The 16870-nt window shown below is 57.5% G+C and carries 18 protein-coding genes, 1 tRNA gene and 3 pseudogenes; 6 read left to right on the top strand and 16 right to left on the bottom strand.

The annotated features are described in order from the left end of the window. Nucleotides 1–68: 68 nt before the first annotated feature. The gene (locus N7U68_RS14870; protein ID WP_263047316.1) at nucleotides 69–1055 is read left to right on the top strand and encodes a zinc-dependent alcohol dehydrogenase family protein; all 987 of its coding nucleotides are present in this window, start codon (nucleotides 69–71) and stop codon (nucleotides 1053–1055) included. An 18-nt stretch (nucleotides 1056–1073) separates the two neighbouring features. On the opposite strand, the gene N7U68_RS14865 is transcribed toward N7U68_RS14870, so the two are convergent. After that, a complete protein-coding gene (locus N7U68_RS14865; protein ID WP_263047315.1) occupies nucleotides 1074–1961 on the bottom strand; it encodes an AraC family transcriptional regulator in 888 nt (295 codons plus the stop codon). A gap of 148 nt (nucleotides 1962–2109) precedes the next feature. Here N7U68_RS14865 and N7U68_RS14860 point away from each other — a divergent pair, with 148 nt between their 5' ends. After that, nucleotides 2110–3057 carry an SDR family oxidoreductase gene (locus N7U68_RS14860; protein ID WP_263047314.1) on the top strand — a complete coding sequence of 316 codons (948 nt, stop codon included), beginning with the start codon at nucleotides 2110–2112 and terminating at the stop codon, nucleotides 3055–3057. A gap of 60 nt (nucleotides 3058–3117) precedes the next feature. Here N7U68_RS14860 and N7U68_RS14855 read toward each other — a convergent pair whose 3' ends face one another. Beyond that, nucleotides 3118–4011, bottom strand: a complete 894-nt coding sequence (locus N7U68_RS14855; protein WP_263047313.1) for a LysR family transcriptional regulator — start codon at nucleotides 4009–4011, stop codon at nucleotides 3118–3120. A 142-nt stretch (nucleotides 4012–4153) separates the two neighbouring features. Between N7U68_RS14855 and N7U68_RS14850 the strand changes: the two genes are divergently transcribed. Then, nucleotides 4154–4624 carry an ester cyclase gene (locus N7U68_RS14850; RefSeq protein WP_263047312.1) on the top strand — a complete coding sequence of 157 codons (471 nt, stop codon included), beginning with the start codon at nucleotides 4154–4156 and terminating at the stop codon, nucleotides 4622–4624. Nucleotides 4625–4711: 87 nt separating this feature from the next. Here N7U68_RS14850 and N7U68_RS14845 read toward each other — a convergent pair. Continuing rightward, nucleotides 4712–4992 (bottom strand): annotated as a pseudogene (locus N7U68_RS14845) (IS3 family transposase); the annotation flags it as partial. Between N7U68_RS14845 and N7U68_RS14840 the strand changes: the two are divergent. Beyond that, nucleotides 4936–5250 (top strand): GMC oxidoreductase, encoded by a 315-nt coding sequence (locus tag N7U68_RS14840; protein WP_263047311.1) that lies wholly within the window; start codon nucleotides 4936–4938, stop codon nucleotides 5248–5250. The pseudogene N7U68_RS14845 and the gene N7U68_RS14840 sit on opposite strands and share 57 nt — an antisense overlap. A gap of 35 nt (nucleotides 5251–5285) precedes the next feature. Here the strand turns inward: N7U68_RS14840 and N7U68_RS14835 are convergent, their stop codons facing one another. The 5 genes from N7U68_RS14835 to N7U68_RS14815 all read right to left on the bottom strand — a co-directional run bounded on the left by N7U68_RS14835 (nucleotide 5286) and on the right by N7U68_RS14815 (nucleotide 9543). Beyond that, complete coding sequence (locus N7U68_RS14835) at nucleotides 5286–5960, bottom strand: alpha/beta hydrolase (RefSeq protein WP_263047310.1); 675 nt, start codon at nucleotides 5958–5960, stop codon at nucleotides 5286–5288. Beyond that, a complete protein-coding gene (locus N7U68_RS14830) occupies nucleotides 5957–6913 on the bottom strand; it encodes a ring-cleaving dioxygenase (RefSeq protein ID WP_263047309.1) in 957 nt (318 codons plus the stop codon). The genes N7U68_RS14835 and N7U68_RS14830 overlap by 4 nt, the downstream gene beginning before the upstream one ends. Nucleotides 6914–6941: 28 nt before the next feature. Then, nucleotides 6942–7904, bottom strand: coding sequence for a pirin family protein (locus N7U68_RS14825; protein ID WP_263047308.1), 963 nt, complete (start codon nucleotides 7902–7904; stop codon nucleotides 6942–6944). 61 nt (nucleotides 7905–7965) lie between these two features. Continuing rightward, on the bottom strand, nucleotides 7966–8559 hold the full coding sequence (locus N7U68_RS14820; protein WP_263047307.1) for an NAD(P)H-dependent oxidoreductase: 594 nt from the start codon (nucleotides 8557–8559) through the stop codon (nucleotides 7966–7968). A gap of 51 nt (nucleotides 8560–8610) precedes the next feature. Continuing rightward, nucleotides 8611–9543 carry a VOC family protein gene (locus N7U68_RS14815; protein WP_263047306.1) on the bottom strand — a complete coding sequence of 311 codons (933 nt, stop codon included), beginning with the start codon at nucleotides 9541–9543 and terminating at the stop codon, nucleotides 8611–8613. A 112-nt stretch (nucleotides 9544–9655) separates the two neighbouring features. Between N7U68_RS14815 and N7U68_RS14810 the strand changes: the two genes are divergently transcribed. Beyond that, complete coding sequence (locus N7U68_RS14810) at nucleotides 9656–10555, top strand: LysR family transcriptional regulator (protein WP_263047305.1); 900 nt, start codon at nucleotides 9656–9658, stop codon at nucleotides 10553–10555. Between the two features lie 92 nt (nucleotides 10556–10647). On the opposite strand, the pseudogene N7U68_RS14805 reads toward N7U68_RS14810, so the two are convergent. Further along, nucleotides 10648–10815 (bottom strand): annotated as a pseudogene (locus N7U68_RS14805) (glutathione S-transferase N-terminal domain-containing protein); the annotation flags it as partial. Between the two features lie 133 nt (nucleotides 10816–10948). Here N7U68_RS14805 and N7U68_RS14800 point away from each other — a divergent pair. Then, nucleotides 10949–11371, top strand: a complete 423-nt coding sequence (locus N7U68_RS14800) for a hypothetical protein (protein ID WP_263047304.1) — start codon at nucleotides 10949–10951, stop codon at nucleotides 11369–11371. Between the two features lie 129 nt (nucleotides 11372–11500). On the opposite strand, the gene N7U68_RS14795 is transcribed toward N7U68_RS14800, so the two are convergent. The 7 genes and pseudogenes from N7U68_RS14795 to N7U68_RS14770 all read right to left on the bottom strand — a co-directional run bounded on the left by N7U68_RS14795 (nucleotide 11501) and on the right by N7U68_RS14770 (nucleotide 16798). Beyond that, nucleotides 11501–12073 (bottom strand): hypothetical protein, encoded by a 573-nt coding sequence (locus N7U68_RS14795; protein ID WP_263047303.1) that lies wholly within the window; start codon nucleotides 12071–12073, stop codon nucleotides 11501–11503. Nucleotides 12074–12088: 15 nt separating this feature from the next. After that, nucleotides 12089–12181: pseudogene (locus N7U68_RS21075) on the bottom strand (HNH endonuclease); the annotation flags it as partial. Nucleotides 12182–12396: 215 nt separating this feature from the next. Beyond that, a complete protein-coding gene (locus N7U68_RS14790; protein ID WP_263047302.1) occupies nucleotides 12397–12846 on the bottom strand; it encodes a hypothetical protein in 450 nt (149 codons plus the stop codon). Nucleotides 12847–13677: 831 nt separating this feature from the next. After that, nucleotides 13678–13767 (bottom strand) — tRNA-Ser (locus N7U68_RS14785). Nucleotides 13768–13894: 127 nt separating this feature from the next. After that, a complete protein-coding gene (locus tag N7U68_RS14780; RefSeq protein ID WP_165194351.1) occupies nucleotides 13895–14497 on the bottom strand; it encodes an ANTAR domain-containing response regulator in 603 nt (200 codons plus the stop codon). Nucleotides 14498–14500: 3 nt separating this feature from the next. Continuing rightward, nucleotides 14501–15661, bottom strand: coding sequence for a transporter substrate-binding domain-containing protein (locus N7U68_RS14775; protein ID WP_165194353.1), 1161 nt, complete (start codon nucleotides 15659–15661; stop codon nucleotides 14501–14503). A gap of 15 nt (nucleotides 15662–15676) precedes the next feature. Then, nucleotides 15677–16798 carry an AAA family ATPase gene (locus tag N7U68_RS14770; protein ID WP_263047301.1) on the bottom strand — a complete coding sequence of 374 codons (1122 nt, stop codon included), beginning with the start codon at nucleotides 16796–16798 and terminating at the stop codon, nucleotides 15677–15679. Nucleotides 16799–16870: the final 72 nt, after the last annotated feature.

Raw genomic sequence — 16870 nt, 5'->3', positions numbered from 1 at the left:
ACCAGATTATATTTTCTCTTGCGCCCATCTATCTCTCTGACAACGTAAAACACAGCTGGAGAGCACCGATGAAAGCCATGACCCTGAATGCCTACGGCAATGACGCACCGTTTGACGAAGCCCAGATTTCACGCCCTGTGGTGGCCGCCGGCCAAGTGCTGGTCCGCATCAAGGCGACAAGCGTCAACACCATCGACACAATGATCAAGGATATTGGCAACGATCTGCCCCTGTCGCCAGAACTGCCCGCCGTGCTTGGGATGGATTTCGCGGGGATCGTCGAAGAAGTTGGCGAAGGCGTTACAGGTTTCGCGAAGGGCGACGAGGTTTATGGCTGCGCCGGTGGCCTTGCACATTTGCCCGGTGCGCTGGCCGAATTCATTCCCGCCGATGCGCGTCTTATCGCGCACAAGCCCAAAGCGCTGTCGATGCGCGAAGCGGCGGCATTGCCCTTGGTCGGCATTACTGCGTGGGAAGGGCTGCACCGGGCCGGTGTCGCCGCTGGCCAAACAGTATTGGTGCAAGGCGGTGCCGGTGGCGTCGGCCATATCGCTGTACAACTGGCGCGCCATATTGGAGCAAAGGTTTCCGCAACCGGCACTGGCGATAGCCAGCTTTCGATAATCGAAAACTACGGCGCGCACGCCGTCGACTTTATGGCCGAAAAGATTGAAGACTATATTACGGATCATACGGGTGGAGCAGGTTTTGATGCCGTCTTTGACACGGTTGGCGGGGCGAACCTGACCAATTCCTTTGCCGCGGCTGCATTGAACGCGCATATCGTCACCACCGTCGCACTGTCCGAGCTTGACCTGACCCCGGCGCATTTCAAAGGGCTTTCGCTGCACATTGTTTTCATGCTGCTACCAATGTTGCATGACGTCCGGCGCGAGGTGCATGGGCAAATCCTCGCCGATCTTGCCAAGCTCGTGGATACTGGCAAGGTAAAACCGCTGCTGGATGAACAGGCATTCACGCTTTCGCAAGTGGGCGATGCCTATGCGCGGCTTCAAAGTGGCAAAGCGGTCGGCAAGGTGGTCGTCGAAGTTTGACCCCTGCGGGCCATCCGATCAGGCCAAATCCGCATTTATGGCTTGGGCGTCGCCCCATTTACGGGGCGATTGCCCGTACAAGCGTTTGAACTCCCGGCTGAATTGGGACGCGCTGACATAGCCCACATCCAGCGCCGCCTCGGACACGGTCATGCCGCCTGCGATCTTCATCGCGGCATGGTTCAGGCGCATGGATTTGACGAACTGGATAGGCGACATCGTCGTGGTCTGCTTGAATTTGCGGTGGAACACGGCGCGGCTCATCCCGGCGCGGGAGGCCATGTCGTCGATCGACACTGGCTGGCCCAGCTTTGATGATAGATCAGCGATAGACCGCGCAATGGCATTGCCCGGGGCAAAGGCCCGGCGGGCGAACGGACCTGCCGCGCCTCTAAGGATTGCGTAGTATAGCTCGCGCAGACGTGCGTCACCCAAAACAGCCGTATCTGTCGCGGATGCGCCCAGTTGCACCAACCGCAACAGCGCATCCTGAAACCTGTCGTCCCATTGGGCAAGGCGAATACTCGGCGCGCTGCCGGCAGCCGATGGGATGCGATGACCCGCTGCGTCCATTTCGATGCTGATTTCGGTCATCAGTCGCGGGTCCAGTGCGATGTAGAGGCCAAGCAGCGGGTTTTCTGGTGACGCGTCTGGCGTGCCTGCCTCGACCGGCATGGACATCGGGCAGCACATGTATTGGCTGCTGTCATAGATATATCGTTGCCCATCCAGCACCGCCTCCTTGCCGCCGCTGACAATGGCGATAATGCAAGGCTCATAGACCGCTGGCACGCAAGGCACCGCCTCAGTCGCGCGAAACATCTGGACGCCTTTGATACCGGTGGCGATCATGCCGTCACTGGGCATGCGGGTTTCGATGATCTCTCTGATGTGATGTTGGCTCATCTGCCTAGTTAAGTCAGTCAAGAAGTCGCTTTCAACTGACCTGATACAATTGGGCAAGTATTTGCGATGATCCCGCCTATTTTTGGCGAGAAACGGGATTTATCTCCCCTCTTAATACAGCATAGAAACCGTGAAGAGGACTGAACTCATGGCAGACACCCGCTTTAGCTCCAAGGGCTGGACCCCTGAGCGTCTCGGCGCGCTCGAAGGCAGAACCTACGTCATCACCGGCGCCAACGCAGGCGCGGGATTTCAGGCCGCGCGTATCTTGTTATCCAAGGGCGCAAAAGTCGTGATGCTAAACCGCAGCGTCGAGAAATCCACTGCCGCAGTAGAGGAACTGCAGCAGGAACTCGGCCCGCACGCTGACGTCAGCTTTATCCGCATGGACCTGTCCGATCTGGCCTCGGTGCGCGGCGCAGCCGAGAAGGTGCAAGAGACCGTGCCGCAAATCGACGCTTTGATCTGCAACGCCGCCATCGCGCAGGTGCCGACGCAGAAGCTGACCGTTGACGGCTTTGAGAGCCAACTTGGCACCAACCACTATGGCCACTTTTTGCTGTGCGGTATGCTGTTCGACCGGATCGAACAATCACAGGGCCGGATCGTGGTCGTTGCAAGCCTCGGGTATAAAATGGGGATCAAAACCATCCAGTTCGACGACATGAACTGGGACAACAACTACAGCGCCAATCCGGTCTACAGCCAATCCAAACTGGCGCAGATGATGTTCGCCTATGAGCTGCAGGACCGCATCAAGGCTGCAGGCAGGTCGGTCGAAGTATACGTCTGCCATCCGGGTGCGTCGGCGACCGCGCTGATCAGCACCAGCGGCGGTAGGATGACGCGGGCAACGTGGTGGCTGATGACCAAGACACCATTCGTGCAATCCGCAGAGAAAGGTGCCTATCCGGAGGTCATGTGTGCCACCGAAAACGGACTCGAACAACGCGCGCTGCATGGCCCCACCGGATGGCTGCAAACGGGCGGCCCGGTCGGGACGGGCACGCTTGAACCCCATGCCCATGACAAACCGGTAATGAATCGGCTTTGGACCGTATCGGAAAAGGCCACAGGGTTTACCTGGCCGATCTGAATTTCGCCTAGTCTGTCGAAGCCGCGCATTTCAAGTCATGTCCGGCGATTGGCGCAGCGCTCACGGCATGAGCGCGGCCTTTTCTTCTACCAGAAAATCGATCAATCGCCGGGTCAGCGCCTTTTGCGGACCGCTATCAGGCCAGACAGCAAAAACACCAAGTTCGGGCATAGACCAGTCGGGCAAAATCCGGATCAGACGCCCCTCCGCAATGTCTTCTGCGACCTCTCCCAGCGGCAGATGCCGGATGCCAAGCCCGGCGAGGACGGCCGATCTGGCCGACGCGATGGTATCGACCTCAAGCCGGATGTGCTCGGGCTCGATGGCGATAACCCTGCCATCTTGCTGAAGCAGCATCGTTCCCGGCAGCATCGAGACACCCACAAAATCGCAGGCGACAAGGTCCCGTAGAGAAAGAATTGCAGGACGCTTGTCCAGATAATCAGGTGCCGCCACCAGTACGGTCTCAAAGTGACCAAGACGGCGACTTTTCAGGCTGCTGTCGGCCAGCGTCCCCAACCGGATAGCGAGGTCGAAACCGCCTTTCACAAGGTCGGCGGGCACGTCGCTGCTGTGGAGCGTTATCGAGACCAACGGGTGCGCCTTGGCAAAAGCCCAAAGCGCCTGACGCAGGCTCAGTTGTTCACCCCAAGCTGGCATGGTGACGTGCAAAGTGCCGACCGGTTCTTCATTGCCCGCGCTGATGAGGCTCAGCGCCTCTTCGCCAGCGGCCATCATCCGACGGGCCGGATCAAGCGCAGCATGACCCTCTGGTGTTAGCGACATCGACCGGGTCGAACGGAAGAACAAGGTAGCACCCAGCTTGTCTTCCAATCGCGACAGGTGATGGCTGACCACCGAAGTTGAAAGCTTCAGCCGCTTGCCTGCAGCGGTCAGACTGCCTGCATCTGCAATAGCAACGAACACGGCAAGCCCGCGATAGTCATCAATCATCTTTGTATTTTATAGAATAATGATTCCAGCAATTAACGGATAATCGAAAAGGATCCATTGGTCTATCTGTTTCCGCAGACGGCCAAACATCTGACCATCGGTCGTGCCAACCAAACCAAAACATTCACATCCGGAGATACCCATGACCTTCAAGACACTCACCACAGCCGCAGCCTTCGCCTCGCTTGCCAGTGGCGCATTTGCAAACGATACCACCACCGTTCAGGCCTTCTACGACCTGCTCAGCAACCCCGGCTCACAAGAGCATATTGCCGCCTTTCAGGAGGCCACATCCGACGGTTGGGTCAGCGTCGGTGACTATTCAGGCGCCACCAAATCGCGCGAGGCTTTCCTTGGTCAGATGGGCGGCTTCGGCCAGCTTATCCCCGATCTCGACTGGGACATTCAGACGATGCATCAGGACGGCAATTTCGTCACCGTCCGCAGTCGCGCCACAGGCACGCCGATCGGGCCGCTTTTCGGCGTCGATGGCCAAGGCCGCAGCTTTGACATTATGACCATCGACATCCACGAAATCGAAGACGGCGTGATTACCCAAACGTGGCATGTAGAAGACTGGGCCGGCGCGCTACAACAGCTGTCGGGCAAGTAAAAAACCTGACCTGTCGGCACTTGCTGACAGGTCTAACCCAACAGTGTTTTCACCATGACGTACGCAGTCACCGCCGTTTCTGCTCAACCGCCGCCATTCACCGGACAGCTCCTTCAGACTTGTTCGCAACTCCGTGTCCGAGGACCGGGTTGGTCGCCGCCTGTAGACGCGCGGATCGATCCCGGCCAGGGCACAGGGCTGCCGCTGTTTGTTGTTCATCTCTGTCATAGCCCAGTCCACGGCTCTCCGCCTCGCACCGAGCTTCAAAAGCTTTCTCCCAGCATTTCCTTCCGCGTGGTTACGTCGAGCATGTGTTCCGCCAGCATCTTTTTCAGCTTGGCGTTCTCGGCCTCGAGCGCTTTCAGCCGTCAGCCCCCGCGACACCGCTCAACCTTGGCGAAGACGGCCAAATTGCTTCGGTTGATTTCGGTCGCGCCGACGGCAGCACTGGGACTGCCACAGGTAAAGTAGTGGATGCCGATCTGCGCGGTTTTGATCATCGCAACCTGTTTCTGTTGGGATCCGGCACGTTTCCCACGTCTGCCACGACGAATCCAAGCCTGACCATCGCCGCGTTGTCACTGCGGGCGGTCGATACAATCGCAGTCAGCGTGACAGAGGACTAGGCTCAGGACCCGCGAATTTTCCTGATCGAAGTTGTTCATTTATTCAGGATGCTCCGCAGCGCTTTGATTTCGTCTTCGACGATACCGTGGCCCGTCCCGAGATAGATTTGCGTGGTAACCGTTGCGCCCAGATCGCGGAACACTTTCTCGGATGCTTTTACACGGGCCAAGGGAATGTGCGGATCTCGCTCGTGACACCCCATTAGGACGGGCGTTCCATCCATTTGGCCCTCGTATCTGAATTCTTTCTCCACTTGATCGTAGAGCGATTGCTGTCGATCGCCACGCCCGTCCTTGGTCCCGACAAGCCCCCCTGATAGGCCAGCCACGCAGGCAAAGGGCGTTCCGGCACGCGCGGCATATTCCAGCGCCAAACAGGCACCTTGGCTAAATCCCAGAACGACCGTGCGCTCCGGACCAAAACCGTCCTGCGCGAGTTCCTCTGAGATTTTCCCGATCACGGCCAATGCCGAAGACAGCCCCGGTTCGTTGTTGGCCAAGGGCGCCAGAAAACTGTCGGGCCACCACGAATTGCCTGCTGCCTCGGGCGCGCGCACGGCGATATCAGGCAATCCCAGATGATGGGCAAGTCCCAGAATATCTTCGGGTGTCCCGCCGCGTCCGTGCAGCATGATCATCGCCAGTCGTGCGCGGGACAGTGGCGGACCACCAGAAACAACACGCCCGTGGCCGTGTGGATCACTGGTCATATCGCTTTCCTTTTTGGGATGGTGATGGATGGCAGAATGCGTTCGATCCTGTCGCGCTGGCTTTCGTATTGCGCTGGCAACTTCAATTCTTGCCCCAGCGTTTCCATCGGCTCATCCGTAGCAAAGCCGGGCGGATCGGTCGCAATCTCGAACAGCACGCCACCGGGTTCGCGGAAATAGATCGCGTTGAAATATTGCCGGTCAATCTGCGGTGTCACATCGTATCCTTGGCTGCGCAGGGTTTCCTGCCATGCCATCTGGACATCGTCATTTTCCGCACGAAATGCGACATGATGGATTGAACCGGCGCCCTGTCTGCCGATGGACGCTGCATCGGATGTGATCAGATCTATGACTGAACCGGGCCCATGCCCCTCCGCCAGAAAGCGATACCGCTTCTCCCCGCCGTCCGATGCCTCACCCGTGCTGCTGTAGCCGAACACATCCGTCAGCAGACGGGCGGTGCGGTCGGGATTATCCAGCCATAGGGTGACGGAATGAAAACCGTCATCGACCGGCGCAGCGTCGGTGACGGCAACGGCACCGGTGCCGCGATCCGTTTCTATCAGTTCAATCCGAAGCCCGTCAGGATCCGTCAGAGCGATCATCTGCTCTCCAAACCGCTCAAACGGGCCGTCGAAATCGACAGCCGCGCCAGCCATCGCCATCATCCAGGCATTCAACCCGTCTTTGGGCACGGCATAAGCTACCGCACTGGCCATGCCCGGCCCCGCTCGTCCGGGACCGGCATCAACGAACGGGAAGAACGTCAGGATGGAGCCCGGCTCGGCCCGCTGGTTGCCATAATAGAGGTGATAGGTGCCGGGATCGTCGAAATTGACCGTCTGTTTGACCAGCCGCTGCAGCAAGGTGCCGACGTAGAAATCGACGTTACCCTGCGGCGGGCCAGAGATTGCAGTGACGTGGTGAAGGCCAGGGATGTTCTGAGTCATGGGCGCGTCCTTTCCTGTCCAGAGATTTTCATGGATAGTGAACACCGCCCTCAGCGCGGCGCGGTTTGCCGATGTCTTCGGGCAGCGGAATGAAATCGGCTTCGTCCCCCGGCACCGTGTCAAAACGGCCCTTGGCCCATTCTTCTTTCGCGGCCTCTATGCGTTCGGGACGCGAGGACACGAAGTTCCACCAGATATAGCGCGGTCCCTCCATCGGCGCGCCGCCAAAGATCATGAACCGTGCTGTCGACTTGGCGCTCACAGTGATCGGATCGCCGGGACGCAGCACCAGAAGCTGGCCCTTTTCGAAGTGGTCACCGGCGATCTCGATCTCTCCCGAGATCGTATAAAGTGCACGTTCCTCGTAAGTGGCGTCGATCGGCATGCTGCGCCCAGCCTGCAGCTCGACATCGCTGTAGAGGGTTTCCGAAGCTGTTCTCAGGTTTGATTTCTTTCCGAACGCTTCACCGGCGATGATACGAGCCTTGATACCCTCGCTGTCAAACAGCGGCAGGTCGTCCGATCCGTAATGGATGAACTCTGGCGCGGATTCCTCCTGAGCTTCCGGAAGGGCCATCCAAGTCTGCAATCCGAACAGCTTTTGCCCGTGCTTTTTCCTTTCTTCCGAAGTGCGTTCGGAATGGACAATGCCTTTGCCTGCCCGCATCCAGTTGACTGCGCCGGGCTTAATTGTCTGCTCGGTTCCAAGCGAGTCCCGGTGCAGGATCTCGCCCTCGAAAAGATAGGTGAGCGTAGCAAGGTTGATGTGGGGATGCGGGCGCACGTCGATGCCTTGATCAGTCAGAAATTCTGCAGGACCCATCTGATCGAAAAAGATGAACGGCCCGACCATCTGGCGCTTGGTGGAGGGCAAGGCACGGCGAACCTCCATTTCGCCCAGATCGACAGCGCGTGGCACGATCAAAGTTTCGATGGCGTTGACGCCATCTGCGTCTCCGAGAACGGGATCGGGGCAAGGGGAATAGCTCATGTCAGTGTCTCCTTTCTTGGGTAACTGCGCGCACCGCTGTGACGCATCTCAGTAAAGCATCTTACCTGCTTAGCTTATCCGCAATCTCGACAAGGCGGCGTGCCTGATGGCCGATCGCCGCTTTCACGTCGTCAGTAAATTCCGCGCCCTGCGTATGACTGTAGCCATAGGGGTTGCCACCAGTCTTAAAGATGACCTCATCGGTGTAACCGGGGGCGACGACGAAACCGCCCCAATGCATCACAGTGGTGTATAACGACTGCAAAGTGGTCTCTTGGCCGCCGTGCGTATTTTGGGCAGAAGTCATCGCCGATACCGGCTTGTTTGCCAGCCCACCCTTGCCCCAAACACCGCCGAGCGTGTCGATAAAGGCGCGCATCTGGCTGGCCATTACACCGAAACGGGTGCCCGCGGAAATGAGATAAGCATTGGCCCATTCCATGTCTTCGGCGGTCGCTTCTGGGATGTCGGCGGTCGCTTCGGCATGGGCTTTCCACGCGTCTTGACTATTGACCGCTTCGGCAGGAGCGGTCTCACGCGCTTTAAGAAGACGCACGTCGGCACCTGCGGCCTTTGCCGCATCCGCAGCGATAGTCGCCATCTGATGGTTCGTGCCGTAGCTGGAATAGTAGACGATTGCGAGTTTAACGGTCATTTTTCATTCTCCTGTCAGTTGGGTGGTTAACGATTAACTGGTGTATTTGGTTCAATCGGCAATCACAGGCAGTGCCTCTTCCAAACGGGGCCGCAGGTGTGCGTGCTGATCGGGCAATTTCAAAGCCTCGCCGAGATGCGCCGCTTCCTCGTCGCGGTCAAAGCCCGGCTCATTCGTTGCGATCTCGAAGAGAACACCACCGGGGGTGCGAAAATAAATCGCCCAGAAGTAGTCGCGATCAATGACAGGGGTGACATGCGCGCCCGCCGCCAGTAGGGCCTTACGCACCTCGGCTTGCACCTCACGGTTCTCAACTGCAAAGGCGACATGGTGGACCGATCCCGCGCCCTCATGGGCCTGTTGGGCGTCGGGCAGCACTTCGATATCTATGATGTCAGCACCGTTGCCGTTCTCTAGTCTCATACGGATCAGCGGACCTTGCCGGTCGATCTCTCGATATCCCATAAACGTAAGTAGCTTGGCTGTGGCCGCCCCATCGCGGAGACGCATTGTTACGCCGCGAAAGCCGTGGATACCTTTATCAGCTGGAACCGGGCCATCTGCATATGGTGCGCGTGGATCACCGGCGACTTCGACCAAGGCGAAGCCATCACCATCGGGACCTGCAAAGCGAAGGCGCTTCTCACCAAAATGCTCTACGTTTTCAATTGCATTGACACCCGCGGAAGAGAGGCGATCGCGCCAGTACTCAAGCGTGTGTTCGGGAACCGCAAATGCCGTCTCCGACACCTCGCCTGTGCCGCGCCGACCCTTCACGATGTTCGGGAACGGGAAATAGGTCATAACGGAACCCGGCGTGCCGATCGTATCACCGTAATACAGATGATAGACGTCCGGCGCATCAAAGTTGACTGTCTTCTTGACCCGCCTCATCCCAAGCACTTTTGTGAAGAAAGCGTTATTTTCTTGCGCATCCGACGCCATCGACGTGACGTGGTGCAGGCCTTTGATCTGGGTGAGCATGACGGGTTCCTTGTTTCTGATCTCGCTTGACCATCAACGTAAGGCACCCAATCATTTATCAGAACAGGCATTATATTGCATTGATTATTGCGCTAAGTGTAATAATGGCAAAATGGGTGAACTTGAGTCTATTCGCGTCTTTCTCGCTGTGGCCGAACTGGAAAGTTTCTCTGGGGCTGCAAGGCGGCTTGGCATGACGCCTGCCGCAGTCACGCGCACGATTGCAGCTCTTGAGGACAAACTGAGCTTGCAGCTTTTGGTGCGCACGACCCGGCGCGTATCCATGACCTCTGCCGGGGCCCTTTATGCCGCGCGAGTGGCACCGCTTGCACAGGGGCTGGCACGCGCGGTCGAAGAAACGCGCGAGGCGCAGGGCATGACTGCAGGTCGCATCCGCATCTCTGCGCCCATGTCGCTGGGGTTAGAAGTGCTCCCCACTGTTCTGTCGCAATTCGCAACGCTGCATCCTCAGACCCATGTCGCGGTGAACCTGTCAGACAGTTTCGTCGATATTGTCGAAGAGGATTACGATCTGGCCATCCGGGTGTCAGGACCGCCCACCGACAAGTCCACCATCTGGCGCAAAATCTGCAAGGTGCCGCGGGTTCTGGTGGCGTCGGCTGACTACGTTGCAGCAAAGGGACTACCAAAAACCCCCGACGATCTCGCGGGTTTTGCCTGCCTTAGTTACGAGCAAGACGCCCGGCAAGAACTTTGGGAGTTGTCCAAAGGCGCGACCCACCGCAGTCACAAGGTCGAGGGAACCATCAGCGTAAACAACGGCGATCTGCTGGCAAAGCTGGCGCTAAATGGCGAAGGCATCGCGCTGATGCCCAGATTCATTGTGTCTGATAGTCTGGCATCTGGGCAGTTGATTGAAATTCTGCCTGACTGGATGGTATCCGAAATCTGGTTGACGCTCTACTATCCGCCCTATGACCGACTGCCGCTGCGGGTGGCGGCATTCTCTGATTTCTTCGAAACCCATGTGAAAGAAACATGCGCACTTTGACAATGGCGCGCTGACAAGCGGTGCATTCCACCGCGTCGGACACGACGGGCAACACCCGGTTCCCCTATCTCGCATTCCCGTGCAGCGCGACCTCAGTTTCCGGCCTTTTCCGCCACCGCGCGTGTATTGCGGGTATACCCTTCAGAGCCGTGTTTCGCGCCCGGCCAAACCAAGATTGCCGCCACCTCAGTCAGTACGTCGCCGCCCTCAAACTTCAGGGCGGGCACCTTTCCCTTCGGATTGGTAGCGAGATAGTTATCTTTTTTGTGATCACCCTAGGCCATCGTGTAAATTTCAATCGGCGCATTAATCCAAGCAACCGCGATATTTGGTGAGAGCGAGCAGGTTGGGCAGTACAAAGGCCCATTCATTGATGCGGCCATTGAGCGGATTGTGGACCGCGATTTCGGCGGCGAGTGGTCGACGGCAGAGGTCGCACCGCGCGACGTTCGCAAGGAAGTGGCGCGACTGGTGATGCGCGAACTCACGATCACGGGGGCGGTTGAGGATCGTATCCTAGCCCATGGCCTCGAACAGATTCGCAACGATGCCGAAAAAGCGGAGTGGCTGCGCGATAGGATGGCGGCCTTCCTGAAGCGCCAGAAGGCGGCTCAGGAGGCCGCAGCCCAGAAGATGGCGGACGCGTATTCAGTCGCCACTGACGGCGACCAGCGGCGGCTCAACGACTTGCGTTCGGAAATCGTCTGGGAGCATGCGGTGCTGCTGTGTCAGCGCGGAGAGAAGTCACCGACGTTGGCCGCCTTCGATCGCGCACAAGAGCGGGCGCTGAGGGAGTTCTTGCAGCCTGACTTGTAAGTATAATTCAGCTAGCCGGCGCTGCCTGAGCAATGATAGAAAAAACTGGTATACCAGTTTCACTCCATAGCTTCAGTTCCAGCCCGAAGCAGTCATGGATTGGAACGTAACACGAAAACATGCGAAGCTTCACTGAATTGGAACGAAGGTCGCTCCTGGGCGCGCCATTCCGTAGTTGGGCCAATGAAGCTTGTGCTTGTTGTCACCATAAGCAATGCCGCCGCCGCAGCGAACAAATGTGCCCCCCGCAATCGTAGCTCCTCCGAGGTTAGTGGAGGTGGGGTTGAACTTAAATTGTTTCCCACCTATCGAAAACTGTCCTTCAATTTCAGCCACTTCTTTTCGTAGGTCGATTTGAAAATAGGTGCTTCCGTGTGTTTTCTGGACCCGAAGAAAATTAGTCCGAAAGTCAATGTCCCATTTGTCGCCAGAATTAACTATTAGGTCGTTCTGCTGAACTAGAATATCGGGCCACATGTCCTCTTTTGGTATGTAAATATCAAGTAAGGCCTGCCCGTCTTCTATTAAATATCGAATAATCGGCGCTTCATAGTAGGAGAAGATAATTGGAGTGTCTATGTAAGTGCATGACCCGACAAGAAATGAGGTGGTTTTAGCATCAGTTCCAAGCTCACCTCGAATTTTTCCTTCGAGTTTGTTCCTCGGATTTGCCTTCAGCGCGTAGCACCGCTCACGACGCATTTTGCCAAGGCTCCGATGGCAAGTCGGACAAAGCGCAATCATATGGTCGGGCTGATGGTGTGCTTGCTCAGCGAACTGAACAATATGGTGATACTCCAGAATTGGAGAGCCACACTTTTGCGCAACCGAAGAACGCTTCCTGTCGAAGTTGTCGCCGCACGGGAGCCGGAATGTATCTGCTCACCAAATCGCTCATATTGAATCCCTTCTTTGGATCGATACCGTAATAAAGGTGGCTTAGAATGCAAGCAGCGGCAGGGTTTTTGTTCGCCGCCGGATAGGTGGCTGAAGAACCCCGGACCGAGGTCCGGGGTTTCTTGTTTTCATTTCGGCTTAGGCATGATCCCGGAGAGGGCTTCCGATCCGCTGACGGCCTGCCCGTCTGCCTCAGGGGGCGCGACGATCTCGGAGAGGCGGCGGACGATCCGCCGGGCAGTCCGCCGGATGATGTCGGGGTTGCGGCAGGTGAGGCCGTCAGCTTCCATCATCGTGATGCCGACGCCGTAGCCGTCCGCGTGTGTGACCCAGGTGGCGGCACGGACCAGTGCGAGATGGTCCAGCTCGGACCAGGGCGCGGAGCGGGTCCAGCGGTCTGGGTCGGTGCCGCCGGTGTCCAGCGTCTCGGCCATGACCTCTCGGCGGAGTGCGGCGTAGCCTTCTGGGTTATGGGTGTTGTCCTGCTCGTCTGCCGGGGGGCTGACGTGGGGGTGGGTATCAGGCGACGGCCGGTCGCTATGTGCCACGACCTCGAATGGGTCGGTTTGGTCGTTCACGAGATGGTTCCTTTCTCAGAGTCCGAGCGTTCGGTTTGGGGTGGGGTGCTTCCGGGTGAGGTTGGGACCGCTGGTCTTTCGGCCTGCGCCGATCAGTCTTCCGCTCGGCCCGTTGGCTTTGACGGCCACGCCGATAAGCTGGGTTGCGGTCTCGGCGCCGACGCGGGCGACGTCCTTCATGCGCTGATCCGTCTTTTTCGGGGTCCGAGGTTTCGCCAGGGCGACGGGCTTTTTGCCCGTGGCCCTAGCCGGAACCGGGGTCCGGGTTGGCCGGGCCTTCTCCGCCCCGTCCAACCGGGCGTTGAGCTTCGCGAGGGTTACGCCGCGGTCGATCTTGCACGCCGCGATCCGCTGCCCGTCCGGTCCGATGAGGACCGCACACCTCTCCGCTCAGCCTCGCCGGGGTACAGCGGATCGAGTGCGTGGGGTGATGTGATGTTTCGTAATGTGATGCGGCTGCGGTCGCTGACCTCGGGGGGCAGAAAAGAAGGTGTTGACGCCGTGAAGGTCGCAAGATGATCGGGCCAGTTCCCAGCCGCGTAGAGGCGGGGAATTGGCGCGAGTAGCGCCAGCGAGATTGACGGGGTCAAGCGAAGGGGAAGGTTCCGCGGACCATTGATCAGCGGCCTGGCTTGCCGGGTAAAAACACAGACAAGTGGCTGTGTTTTTAGCTGTTCGATGGGGACAGAAAATTGCTCGACAATTTTCTGGGCGCGGAATGCCCGGAGCGCACAGCTTGTTTTCCACACTTTCATAATGGCATGCAGTATGGCATGCGGTGTCAATCGTGTGGGGAAATAATCAATAAAATCAGTTTCTTACTCTGATGTATGGCGGAGACGAAGGGATTCGAACCCTCGAGACCCTTCCGGGCCTACTCCCTTAGCAGGGGAGCGCCTTCGACCACTCGGCCACGTCTCCGCTGGCGGGTATATCCAAGCAAACATGGGGAATACAAGGCAAAACTGTCTGGTGTCCGGATTAACTTTCTCCGCGGGAAATCCTCTGGAAAAATCGGACCGACATCATCCTGTTCCAACGCCTACGCTCAGGCATCACCAATGTTTCGCAGGATTCCGTCGGCGTTGATGATGGACTGCGCGATTTCGATCGTGGTCGTGCGTTTGGCCATCGCCTGTTTTCGGATGACCGCATAGGCCTCTCGTTCGTCGATACCATGATGACGCATCAGGATGAATTTCGCGTCGTTGACCTTTTGCAGATTGCCCAACCGGTCGCGCATCTTTGACAGGTCTTTTTGAAAGCGCAGCTGTTCCGCCCAATAGCGCCGCCCCATCAGCATGCTGCTCAACACACTCGCCGCGCGAACCGGTTTGGTTAGGACCGCATGCGCGCCGATCTCGAATATCGTATCCAGCGCCGATGGGTTTTCATATCCGATTACCGCGATCACGGTGGGTGGCTCATGTCCGCTGCTACTGAGGAAGGATTTGATCCGGCTGGCGTTCTGATCAGTGACATCCAGAATGACCAGATCAAACTTCTTTTGCAGGACGTCGGGGATAGGCCACGCGTTCTCGAAGTTGCACCCAATCCGGTTGATCTGTTGCAAGAGGTCATCAGCACTGCGGTCTCGCTGGTGTACGACCAACGTATGCAGATCCCGCAAACTCTGGATGAAATCACTCATCTATCATTCTGTCGATTTGATCACCTTCTGCGGTCTAAAGCTCCAGTCATGTATTTGCGGATAGACCAGATACGGGTCTGGCTTCAAGGCGCGGCGCACCTTGTTCTCAATGACGAACTCACCGGATTCATCCACATGGGCAATGCGCGATTGCAGGTATGTGTGGGTATTGTCGGGGTCGATCTTGATGTGTCCTTGCGGTGCGTCGAACGTCGCGCCAAGCAATGCCTCGTGCAGCCGATCCGTGTCCATATCACCCACTTCTTCGAGGGCGTTGGCAAATATGTGCATCTGGCAATAGGCCGCTTCACAGCAGCTGGTAACATCGCGGACCGATCCGAATTTCTGCTTGTACGCTTTCAGGAACTTGCGGTTCGCAGGTGAATTTATGCTGCGAAAATAAGGAGCTGCCGTGATATGACCGACAGATGCCTCGGGACCAATCGCCGCGATCTCGGCCTCGTTGGTGGTCAGGCTGGCAATCGGGCAAACCCGCCCATCCCCGCCCGCAGCATGATAGGCGCGGTAGAAATCAATGCACATCTGACCAACCACGGTCGAGAAAATAGCATCAGGTTTCATTGCCACGATCTCGCGCGCCACCTCGGCAAGGCCAGCCTCATCAACGTCAAAACCATAGTAACGTTCATCCAGCACTTCACCGCCACCCTGACGCAGTACATTGCGCATCACACGGTTTGATTCACGCGGATAAATATAGTCCGAACCGACAAAAAATATCCGCTTCCCATACGTGTTTATCAGATGATTGGCCAACGGAACACTGTTCTGGTTGGGTGTCGCCCCTCCGTAGATCACGTTCGGCGAATACTCGAACCCCTCATACAGTGTGGGATAGAAAAACAGCGCATTGCGCCGCTCGACCACCGGCAACACCTCCTTGCGCGACGAGGACATGTAACACCCGAATAGCGCCGTGATCCGGTCCTCAACAATCAGTTTCTCCGCCATGTCGCCATAGTTCGACACGACAGAGCCAGGGTTATAGCTGACAGGTTCGATGGGACGCCCCCGAACCCCGCCGCGCGCGTTGATTTCGTCGATCGCCAGAAGCGTACCGTTGAGCTGCGACACCTCAATGATCGACGTCACGCCCGACGTCGAAAAGAGAATTCCGATTTTCCAGCTCTCCTGCGTTTTCACCTACGCCATCCTTATTCAAACATACTCAAATTCAACCCCGTCACCGGCCCGGCGCCCTGCCAGTTTTATGTACCCGCCGGTTTCACGCTTACGCGTATGGTCGGCCGGCTCCAGCAGGAACGTCGCCAACGGGAATTCCAGATGTCGCCGCATGGCTCGCCGCAGCCCGCGCGCGCCAAAACGCTTATCATATCCTTTTTCTGAAAGGAATTCGCGAACACCGTCGTCGATCGTGATGGTTACATCATGTTTGCGCAGCCTTCGGTTTAGCCGCTCCAACTCGACATCGACAAGGTTTGGCATAGTCTCCCGACCCAGCCAATTGAACGTATCAATGTGATCGATCCGGTTCACGAATTCGGGTGGAAACCGGTCCAGAAGGCATTTCATAACAATGTCTTGTGCCCGCGTTCGCCGATCCTTGGCCTGCCCGGTCAGCAGCGACAACAGACCGGAACGCCCGTCATTCAGCTCCATCAGTTCGCGGGCACCCAGATTCGACGACATGAAGATAATCGAATTTCGGAACGAATAAGTCCGCTCGCCAGAGGCAACCGTCAGCAGCCCGTTGTCAAACACGTTGAGCAGCGCCAGCACCACCTCGTTGCTAGCCTTTTCCAATTCGTCGAACAGCACGATTCCCGGCAGGTTGCGCGTGCCCTCGATCTTTTCCTGATCCAGAATTGTCGTCCCTTCCTTGGAACCGACATAGCCCGGCGGCGCACCGGTAAAGGAGGCGGCGTAGTGCTCTTGTGCCAGCGTGTTCATATCGATTCGGCACATTGCATCCGCGTCGCCATACAGGGCACGCGCGACAGTGCGAACGGTTTCGGTCTTGCCCACACCAGTGGGGCCACTGAACAACAGCGATGCCAGCGGTTTGCGCGGATCACCAATATCGGCGCGCACCACCTTGAGGATTTCCAGTACCTCATCAATGGCACCGTCCTGCCCGATGATCGAGCTGCGCAATTCGCTCTCGACTACGCTCAGGTCAAACGAAAACCGCGAGTTGAGGAAACTCGCCTTGGTGTTGCCGTTGGCATGGCTGATGTCGCGTGTGTTCTCATCGGCAAGCGCCCCTTTCAGCTGCTCTTCGCGCTGGGTGGCTTGCAAACGGTCAGTCAAAAACGGCATTTATTATCCTCGGGAAATTCATTCTTGGTGGCGCGGCACAAAAATGCGCCGCGCCGATCACAGGACGCCTGT

It is taken from the genome of Roseovarius pelagicus (assembly GCF_025639885.1).
Taxonomy (GTDB): domain Bacteria; phylum Pseudomonadota; class Alphaproteobacteria; order Rhodobacterales; family Rhodobacteraceae; genus Roseovarius; species Roseovarius pelagicus.
This window is presented reverse-complemented; position numbering and strand designations above follow the sequence as displayed.